This is a genomic window from Bacillus sp. GW823-FHT06B01 (assembly GCF_058952315.1).
Map to the genome: position 1 here is coordinate 12732 of NZ_JBXAHR010000008.1, position 9411 is coordinate 22142.

At 36.8% G+C, this 9411-nt stretch carries 13 protein-coding genes; all 13 read left to right on the top strand.

Annotated elements, in window-relative coordinates:
- Positions 1-45: 45 nt before the first annotated feature.
- Positions 46-1419, top strand: a complete 1374-nt coding sequence (locus AC1Q8N_RS25855) for a hypothetical protein (protein WP_098640078.1) — start codon at positions 46-48, stop codon at positions 1417-1419.
- Between the two features lie 44 nt (positions 1420-1463).
- The gene (locus tag AC1Q8N_RS25860; RefSeq protein ID WP_098392936.1) at positions 1464-1952 is read left to right on the top strand and encodes a hypothetical protein; all 489 of its coding nucleotides are present in this window, start codon (positions 1464-1466) and stop codon (positions 1950-1952) included.
- A 60-nt stretch (positions 1953-2012) separates the two neighbouring features.
- Positions 2013-2993, top strand: coding sequence for a YonB family capsid-like protein (locus AC1Q8N_RS25865; protein WP_098392937.1), 981 nt, complete (start codon positions 2013-2015; stop codon positions 2991-2993).
- A gap of 60 nt (positions 2994-3053) precedes the next feature.
- Complete coding sequence (locus AC1Q8N_RS25870) at positions 3054-3722, top strand: hypothetical protein (protein WP_141533782.1); 669 nt, start codon at positions 3054-3056, stop codon at positions 3720-3722.
- A gap of 13 nt (positions 3723-3735) precedes the next feature.
- Complete coding sequence (locus AC1Q8N_RS25875; protein WP_016094968.1) at positions 3736-4155, top strand: hypothetical protein; 420 nt, start codon at positions 3736-3738, stop codon at positions 4153-4155.
- Positions 4152-4478 (top strand): hypothetical protein, encoded by a 327-nt coding sequence (locus AC1Q8N_RS25880; RefSeq protein ID WP_098392940.1) that lies wholly within the window; start codon positions 4152-4154, stop codon positions 4476-4478. Before AC1Q8N_RS25875 ends, AC1Q8N_RS25880 begins: the two co-directional genes overlap by 4 nt.
- Before the next feature lie 2 nt (positions 4479-4480).
- Complete coding sequence (locus AC1Q8N_RS25885) at positions 4481-5149, top strand: hypothetical protein (RefSeq protein WP_493521430.1); 669 nt, start codon at positions 4481-4483, stop codon at positions 5147-5149.
- Positions 5149-5655, top strand: a complete 507-nt coding sequence (locus AC1Q8N_RS25890; RefSeq protein WP_098392942.1) for a YomW family phage-derived protein — start codon at positions 5149-5151, stop codon at positions 5653-5655. Before AC1Q8N_RS25885 ends, AC1Q8N_RS25890 begins: the two co-directional genes overlap by 1 nt.
- A 31-nt stretch (positions 5656-5686) precedes the next feature.
- On the top strand, positions 5687-6388 hold the full coding sequence (locus AC1Q8N_RS25895; RefSeq protein ID WP_141533784.1) for a hypothetical protein: 702 nt from the start codon (positions 5687-5689) through the stop codon (positions 6386-6388).
- Between the two features lie 31 nt (positions 6389-6419).
- Complete coding sequence (locus tag AC1Q8N_RS25900) at positions 6420-7169, top strand: YomU family phage tail tube protein (RefSeq protein ID WP_098392944.1); 750 nt, start codon at positions 6420-6422, stop codon at positions 7167-7169.
- Between the two features lie 146 nt (positions 7170-7315).
- Positions 7316-7888, top strand: a complete 573-nt coding sequence (locus tag AC1Q8N_RS25905; protein ID WP_098640074.1) for a YomO family phage-derived protein — start codon at positions 7316-7318, stop codon at positions 7886-7888.
- A 5-nt stretch (positions 7889-7893) separates the two neighbouring features.
- Positions 7894-8361, top strand: coding sequence for a YomN family phage-derived protein (locus AC1Q8N_RS25910; protein WP_493521431.1), 468 nt, complete (start codon positions 7894-7896; stop codon positions 8359-8361).
- A gap of 13 nt (positions 8362-8374) precedes the next feature.
- Entirely contained in the window at positions 8375-9349 is a 975-nt protein-coding gene (locus AC1Q8N_RS25915) for a tyrosine-type recombinase/integrase (protein ID WP_098392947.1), read from the top strand.
- Positions 9350-9411 lie beyond the last annotated feature (62 nt).

Sequence of the window (9411 nt, forward strand, 5' to 3'; positions counted from 1 at the left end):
AATAAAATTCATATTTTACTCAATCACTTGAAAGGAGGTGAATGGATGACAAAGACGATTAAACGTATGGAATTTAACGCAAAATTCTACGAGGTTGAAGAAGTCAACCCACAGTTCTCTAGAGCAAAATGTCGTGTAATGTACACGGGTGATAATTTTAACAAAACTATTATCAATAAAGATGCCGTAGAGAAAGCACTACCTTCCATTTATAACATTCCTGTAGTTGGTGAGTTCTCCACTGAGAAAGAAGATTTCAAAGGTCATGGAGGAAAAATCGAGATTACAGAAGATGATTACAGAATGGTTCAGACGACTGTTCCTTATGGTGTTGTTCCCGAATCAGCAAAGGTTTACTGGGAAGAAGTAGAGGAAAAGAACGGTAAGAAGAACGATTACTTATGTATCGAAGGTATCTATCTATGGACGGGACGTTATCCCGAAGCAAAGAAAGTAGTAGATGAAGGAAAAGGTCAATCAATGGAGATTGATATTAAAGATGGAAACTATGTATCTGAAAAAGATATGTATGACATCACTAATTTCAACTTCCAAGCATTATGCATCCTTGGTGATGATGTTCGACCATGCTTCGAATCTGCTGATATTAAAGCTTACAGCTTAGACCGAGATAGATTTAAGGACGAGCTAGCTGAAATGTTAGGCGAGTTAAAGTTCTCATTGAAACCTGAGTCTGAGGAAACGGAGGTGTCAGAAGTGAAGTGTGAAAAATGCACTCAAGTAGAATGCATTTGCGAAACTGCTGAGGAAACGGTTGTTGAGGAAGTAACTACAGAAGAAGTTACTGAGGAGACTGTTGAAGCAGTTGAAGTCGTTGAAGAAGTACAAGAAGAAGTAGTTGAAGAAACTCAAGAAGCTGAAACTGAAACTGAGGAAGTTGCTGAGGTTGAAGCAGAAGAAACAGTAGTTGAAGTACAAGAAACTATTGAAGAAACTGTTGAGCCTGTAGCAGAGGAAGTTGTTACAGGAGAAGTTGTTGAGGAAGTTCAAGAAGTAGATTACCAAGCTCTCTACACAGAAGCACAAGCCGAATTAGAGCGAGTTACCACAGAGCGTGACAATTTACTAACTTCTAATACTGAATTAGAGACTTTCAAAGCGAATGTATTACGAGAAAAGCACGAGGCTAGTGTTAAAGAACTAATTAAAAATGAAGAGTTCGCTAGTTTAGAGCAAGGTGATATTCAAGACTTAATTGATAGTGTTCATGAGTATTCTCTAGAACAAATTCAATCTAAGCTGTATGAGCGAGTTGGTAAGAAATTAGCCAAATTCTCATTACAAAATAAGACTCGTAAAGATAAGTCGATTGTGACTTTAGAGTTTAGCAAAGAAGAAGATGCTAACGAATCAAAATCTGCTTATGGTGGATTGTTCGATAAGCATTTATCTAAATAATTACAGATGTAATAAATAATGAAAATAATAGGAGGAAAAATTACATGGCAATTGTAAGAAAAGATAAGGTACTTAGTGGTTACAACGGTAACTTAGAGTCTGTTGTTCACACTAAAGAAATGACAAATGGTTTATTCACAGTATTAGGAAAGAAAGTTGCTGACAGCCGTGAGGTACATGAAGTTGTAGTTCCAACTGCTGAAAATATCGCAACAGAGGATGTTCTATTAATCCACGCACCTGAGGTGATGTATGACGAGCGTAAATATCGTCTACGTGATTTCCGCATTCCTGCAAATCAACCTGCACGAGCTTACCGCATGTCTAAAGGTGATGTAATCACATTAACTAAAGACTTATTCGTTGGCGCTGTAAAAGTAGGCGACGAAGTTATCCCTGCTGTAGATGGTTCTATGAAGTTAACAAAAGCAGGTAAAGAAGCTAAGTCAACTCTAGTATTCGAAGTAATCGAAGAAGATAGCTTAGATGTAATCGACGGAGAAGCTTTAGTACTAAAAGTAAAACGTGCTTAATCACTAGCACAACAGGTGTAAAAAATAATGGAGATTAATTATTAGGAGGAAAAAATAATAATGAATGCAATTGTAAAATTAGGTATTGATTTATACCACAACCGTGTGTCTAACTACACGGCAACAGAAGCACAAGAAGTATTACGAAAGGAAATGCTTGAGAAAATCGGGTGTGAAGATGGCAAATTTAGCTATAAGAAATTCCGTAAAAACAAGAATGACCTTTTCGAATTAATCGAAGAAACTTTAGAAGTACTAGTAAGTGAAGGATTAGAAGAGCAATTCTCAGGTTTCGCTGAAATCCGTAACTTAAAAATGGGAGATACTAACGTATTCAAAGTACCTTCTAACCACATGTTCAAAATTAGTACAACTGCTGACGGTCACGGCAACCACAGACGTCAACGCTTAATCGACGACAGCGAGTTCACAGTTACACCAGTAACTTACCAAGTTAAAGTGTACGAAGAACTTCACCGTTTCTTAGCAGGACGTGTAGACTGGAGCGAATTAGTTAACTCAATCTCTAAATCATTCGTAGTTAAATTACGTAACGATGTGTATGAGGCTGTTTACAACTCTTACGACCAATTAAAAGCACCTTACCAACGTAGCGGTAGCTTCGAGTTAGATACATTAACAGACATCGTTTCTCACGTTGAAACTGCTACTGACTCTCAAGCTATTGTATTAGGTACTAAGAAAGCATTAAGCAAGATTTCTCCTGCTTTACTATCTGACCGCATGAAAGATGAGTTCAATGCAACTGGCTTCTTCGGTCGTATCGCAGGTATCGAATTACGTGAAATTCCACAATCTCACAAAATCGGTACTCACGAGTTTGCGATTGATGACAACTTCTTAATGATTGTTCCTACAAGCATTGACAAGTTCGTTAAAATCGTTAACGAAGGTGAAGCAATCATCATGGAAACAGAAGCAGGTAAAAATGCTGACCAAACTGCTGAGTACGACTTCATCATGAAGCAAGGTATCTCAGTAATGAGTTCTACACACTACGGTATCTACCGTCTAGCTTAATCTAAAGATTGGCACGCTACGCTCAGCTAATAGTTGGGCGTAGTTTTATTTTACAGACTTATGAGGCAAAAGGGGAAAGGATTTATGAAAGAACTTACAGAGTTAAAAACTATGAAAAAAGCTGAACTCGTACAGTTTATGGTTGATGAGTTTGGTTATGAAGAATCAGATGTTAAATCTCTCACAATACCAAAATTAATTAAGGCTATCCAAGAATCACAAGCAGAGATGGCAGAAATCGAAAGAGATATTAAGAGAGGTTCAACTCCGAAGAAGCGACAGATTGACCGTGAGCGCATGATTACTATCATGAATGGAACTATGGGACATGTTGAATATACATCTTCTAAAACTGGTGAGACTTGGGCGTTCACTGATTATGGACAAACCAATGAGATGAGTGTCGGAGAATTAATCACAATTAAGAACCAATTCCCACGATATTTACGAGATAACTGGTTCATTATGTTAGACGATGAAGTTGTTGACTACTTAGGATATTCAGAGTTGTACAAGCATGTTTTAAATGAAAAGCAATTAGAAGAGTTCTTTGAGCTAGATGTTAAAGAAATGGTTGAGATTATGAAAAAAGCTCCACTTGGTATGGCGCAATTAATCGCAGGCATGTCAACACGAAAGTTTGAAAGCGGTGAATTAAAGGATATCTATAAGATTAAAGCGATTCAAGACACTTTAGGTATCACGATTGACATCGACACAATTCAGTAAGGGGTGAACACATATGGCAACCCCATTCTCAGAGATTTACAAACTATTTTTAGGTAAAATTGATAGCTATGATTTTGCGAAGCTGACAAAAGAAGAATTAGAGGAAGATTTAAAAGACTACTTAGATTTAGCGATTAGCAATTTTATAGTATGCACAAAAGACTTAGAAGACATGACTGATGAAGGATTCAATGAGAAGTTAACGATGAAAGAAAAAGATATCTTGGCAACGTTGATGGTACTCGAATTTCTAAAGCCAAAAATGGCTACAGATGAGCTTATCATCCAAGCCTTGACCGATAAAGACATCCGAATGACGTCACAAGCGAATCACTTGAAGCTAGTTATGGAATTATCTAAGCAAATTGAAAGACGTGTGCAGACTGCTATGAACAGTTACGCTATCAGAAATACGGAGGACAAGGCGAAATGATTGATGTTAAAGACCCAGTATTCATCTCGTATTGCGAATCGTTGATTGATAAGACTTATAAAATACTCCCTCTATATGAAGAGAAAAATGTCGGACTAGCGTCTAACATCGAATCACTAGTTATTGAGGTATTTGGTTTACATCGTGTGATTGATAAACTTCGCATGAGTGCAGAGTACGTTACGTTAGTTTCTACTTTAAAAGCTCTAGAGATTTATATCAAAGAGGATGTTATTTCTCACCGTGAAATCAAACGTGAAGTATTCAAATGTATTGGTCTTATTAAGAAAATACGTGAAGTAGCAATGCAAAGCGGTGAGTAAAAATGAGCGATTACTTTGAAAGATACAAAAGACGTGCAGGTGAACCATTCGGTAGAAGATTAAGAACAAATGCTGATGACTTCTATCACAGGAAGTTAATGGAGAGTTCAAACGCTCAAATTATACATATTGATGGTGAAGAGTATCAAGCTCGTGTAGCCAAAGGTAATAGGATTGAAGATTTGGAAGCACTGTTTCTCCCAAATACGAAGCTACCTCTTGGTGGTGTCGTAGAACTTAATGATAATTCTACTTGGCTTATTTTCAATACACAAAAGGTTGGTATCCTACCTAAAGCGCTATTGAAGAGAGCTAACTATGACCTTGAATGGGAAAAGAATGGTATTAAGTACAAGCAACCTGCAAAAGTACAAGTGTACTACACGCTCGATATGTACGATATCGAAGCGAAAACCAAAATGGATATGGACGTACCAAAGGGTGGTATGTTCGCTTATATGCAAATTAATGATGATACGAGAACGCTAGAAATTGACGATACATTCGTCATCCAAGGTCAGAGATACGAGATTTCGGGTATGGATAACATTACTCATACAATCGAGGGAAACGGACTTTGTAAGTACACGTTGGATATCGTTGTTAATGCACCCGACAAAGAGACAGAAAACAAAGAGCAAGATGAAAATAAAGGAGGTTGGTGGAATTGATGAAAAACAGATTATCTACGAACCTAATTGGAATCATTGACGGTCTAGTTAGAGATAACAAGACACTAGCGAAATATCTAGAGAACAACGTTTCCAACCCTTTGACTTGTAAAAGCTTTGTTGACAGTGAAAAGTACGATTGCACGAAACTTATTATGACGAAAGTATTCCCTTTTCCTTTTGATGTAGATTCTACTCTTCAAGAAGGTTCTCAAGTCCGTGTCTTCTACTACAGTGGTGAAATGAATACAGACACAGTTGTACGTGATTCGTTAGTGGTATTTGATATCATCATCGCTAAATCGCTATGGCTGATTAATGATGGGAAACCATCGTTGAGACCGTATGACATCGCTGATGAGATTATGAAGCATTTCAGAGATAAAAGTATTACTGGTGTAGGTAGACTTCACTTCATAGAATTTGCCCATCTAATGGTTAATGAGAAATTTTCGGGAATCAGATTATTTGCTGAGGTAACAGACTTTGTTGCAAACGAAATCTAGGAATCCATTTGATGATAAGTTAAGACGCCTTATGGGTGATGGATTTTATGTAGGAAACGCTCTCCTCAAGCCTAAAACTCTTAGAGAAATAGTGCGAAGAGGGTATTTGAACCATATGTCTTTATTGAGAACATTGTTGATTACTAAAGAGGATTTGATAGAAAGTGAAGCTTTGCATGAATTTAAAGATTTTACAATCTATGAGATTATCCTTGGTTCACAGGAAGAGAACGAGTTTCAAGCTACATACATAGAAGCTTTAGAGTACTTTTTCAATGCTTCATACATGGCTATCGACTTAGAGACTCATACTATTGCTTTTGAAGAAGGCTTGTTTATTGATGAAAGCGCATTCAATGAATCTATCCTGATATTAAAACAACAGAATATGATTCAAGATGAAACTGTCAAACAGACTAATGAGAATCCTGTCGATGAGAAGACAAGAAAGATTTTAGAGAAGCTTAACAAAGGGAAGAAAAAGGTAGAGGAAGTCAAAAGAAAAGAGAATCAATCGTCACAGAATATTGATTTCTATTCAATCGTAAGTGCAGTAAGCACAAAATCTAACACAATCTCAAAATTTAATATTTGGGATTTAACTCTCGTACAACTATATGACGAGTATGAGAGATTACAACTTATTGATGGTTATGACACTTCAATTCTAGCAATGACTCAAGGTGCTGAGATTAAGAATTTACAGCATTGGTCAAGCGTGGTTGAAGAGTAATAAATAATGAAATTTTAGGAGGAAATAATTTATGTTAAACAAATACGGTGCTAAAGAAGTATGTGACGTTACATTCTTCGCAATCGGTGGAGCAAATGCAGGAAAACCAGAAATTTTCCTAGACACACTTAAAACAAGTGGTGTTGAGACGAAAGCAGGGGAATCTTCTGCAAAAGGTGGAAAAGGTAACTCAAAGCTGTTAACTTGGTCTCACAGTAAGGAAGCAAATATGAAAATGCAAGATGCTTTAGTATCAATGAAAACATTAGCTATGCTTAATGGTACTGGCGTTGTTACTGGTGCTACAAACATCTTCAAAACAGAGACAATGGTGCTAGGAACTACAAAAGCTTCTCTAGCTGAAACACCAATTGCTGACACAGTAGTTGCGTTAGATGAAGAAGGTAATCAACTTGAGCTTACTGTAACAGGTAAAGAGATTGCTCTTAAAGCGCCTGCTCAAAAAGGAGAAGGTGTACAAGCTCCTGCTTCAACAGTTAAAGCTCGTGTGTTCTATCAGTTCGCAAAAGCTACTGGTGCTGAGAAAATCGTAGTAAGTGCTAACAAGTTCGCAGGTTACTACAAAGTTGTTGGTGACACTGTATTACGTAACGCTGACACTGGTCAAGACGAAGCGTTCCAAATCGTAATTCACAAAGCTAAAATGAAATCTGATATCAACTTAGAGTTCAAAGCTGACGGTGAGCCATCTGTGTTCAACCTTGACTTAGAGGTATTCCCTAACGAAAACGGTGACATGGTAGAGTACATCAAGTACTAAGTTGCGCTACAAGTGTAATAAATAATGAATTTAATGAGAGGTAGGATAGCCCTATCTCTCATTTTCTTCATACCTTCAAATTGAATAAAAGTCACATTTTACTCTACAAGAGTACTAAATGAATGAGAGAAAAGGAGTTAATTTTTATGACAAAAGAGACTATTAAAAAAGAAATCACTAAAACTACTAAGGGAGCTAAGGCTACTAAACCAGTAGAGACTAAGCCTAAGGCTACTAAACCAAAAGCCTTAAATATTACGAACATCAAAAAAGATGTAAAACATCTTGACGAGATGATTGACGTAACTGTTGGCGAGTACTCATTAAAAGTGAATAAGCATTTCAAAGCTAGTGCTATTTCCGAGGCTGTATTTGAGTTTCTTTCTGACAGAGACAAAGCTTTCAAAGCAGGTAAATCTATTGATGAAGTATTGGCGACATACATGCTTGTAATCATCATCAAGAAATTCACATCTCTAAATGTTCCTGACGACATTGATGGCAAGATTGATACTTTAAAAGTCCTATTAGATTTAGAGCTTGTTGGTGAAATCATGGACAATCTACCTCAAGGTGAATTGGAGAAATTCTATCAAACACTTGATAAAACTTTAGATGAAATGAAGAAAAATCTAGATGCTCTTGATAATGAGCTAGATGAAATGGATATCAAAAATGAAGAAGTTCGAAAGCTAGTTACACCAAAAAAAGCTGAGTGATAATTATGGATTTCAACAGTATCGCTGAATTGGAAAAGTATCTTATGGGTGAGCTACAAAAAACAATGGAATCTCAAGTAGTTAAAGAAGTGCGAGATACCATGCGAGAGAGCATTGTAGCTCATGTATATAGTTTTCCGCCTAGTTCACGTTATACGAGACGTAAAGAACAAGGCGGTTTATTAGATTACAAGAACATGCCGTACAAAGTATCAAGAGGCTCTAATTCGGTCGCAATTAACCTAAAGAACGATACAAGAGCAAGTACGATGTCATTTAAGAATGTAGCAAACATAGTTGAAACAGGTAAAGGTTACACATGGACAACTTCTGAGTATTACAGAAAAGAACACATGGGAGACCCAGTAGCAAGGAAATTTACAATGCCAACTGCTATTAAATTACAGACATCAAAACGACATGTTGATGCTCTCAAAAAAGGATTAAGAAATAAAGGAATCACAGTAACTTAGGAGGTGAGTACTCGTGGCTAAAAGATTGCCCGAAGTAACCAAAGACGTATGGGAGAATGAAATCGACCCATTTAATAGACAACTTACAGAGGAGTTCTTGACTCAAGGTCATTTATCTCCGCAAACATTAAAACAATATCGCTCTGCATTGATGCAATTCTTCATGTGGGTGAAAAACAATTGTATGAACAAACCACTACACAAATTGAAACCAAGGGATGCACTTAGATATCAGAACTACTTAATTCAAGAAGGATTATCATCTTCTGCAATTAAATTCAAACGTTCTGCTGTATCGAGTCTATGTGGATATCTAGAAATCTACTACCTTGATGAATATGAAACATTCCGCAATATCTACAACAAAAACATTCCCAACCCACCAAATGTAAAGAAACATGAGAAAGTCCCATTAACAAAAGAACAGTTTGAAACTCTAGTTAAAGAATTAGAGAAGCGTGAAAGATATCAAGAAGTTGCGTATTTACTTTATACATATGCGACAGGTTGTCGAAGAGAGGAGAGTCGTCAATTACTAAAAGAAGTAGTTGATTATTCGAAAGCAAAAGACAAAGAAGGAAATGATAAACCGTTCTACATTACGCATTCTATTCGTGCGAAAGGTAGAGGGAAAGAAGGTAAAGTTCGTAAATTCACATTCGATGAACGAGCTATGACAGCTATGAAACGTTGGCTTGAATTAAGAGGAGAAGATGATTGTCCTTACTTATTCGTAGCACGTAGCAAAGAAGGCTACAGACAAATTTCAGCTAACATGTTCAATCACTGGTGTAGCGCATTGTTCTCAGATATTTTAGGAGTTCGTGTTCATCCCCATTTAATCCGTTCTACACGAGCAACACATATCGTTGCAGTAGATGGAAAAGATATTAAATCGGCTCAGAAGCTATTAGGTCACGCTAGTAGTGAGACGACAGAAATCTATGTTGTACGTGACGACAGCGAAGATTTAGACGATATTTTCTAAGGAATAACAATCAATATATGCATATATTACCGTTTTAAGACACTTTGTACAAAGTGCTTTTT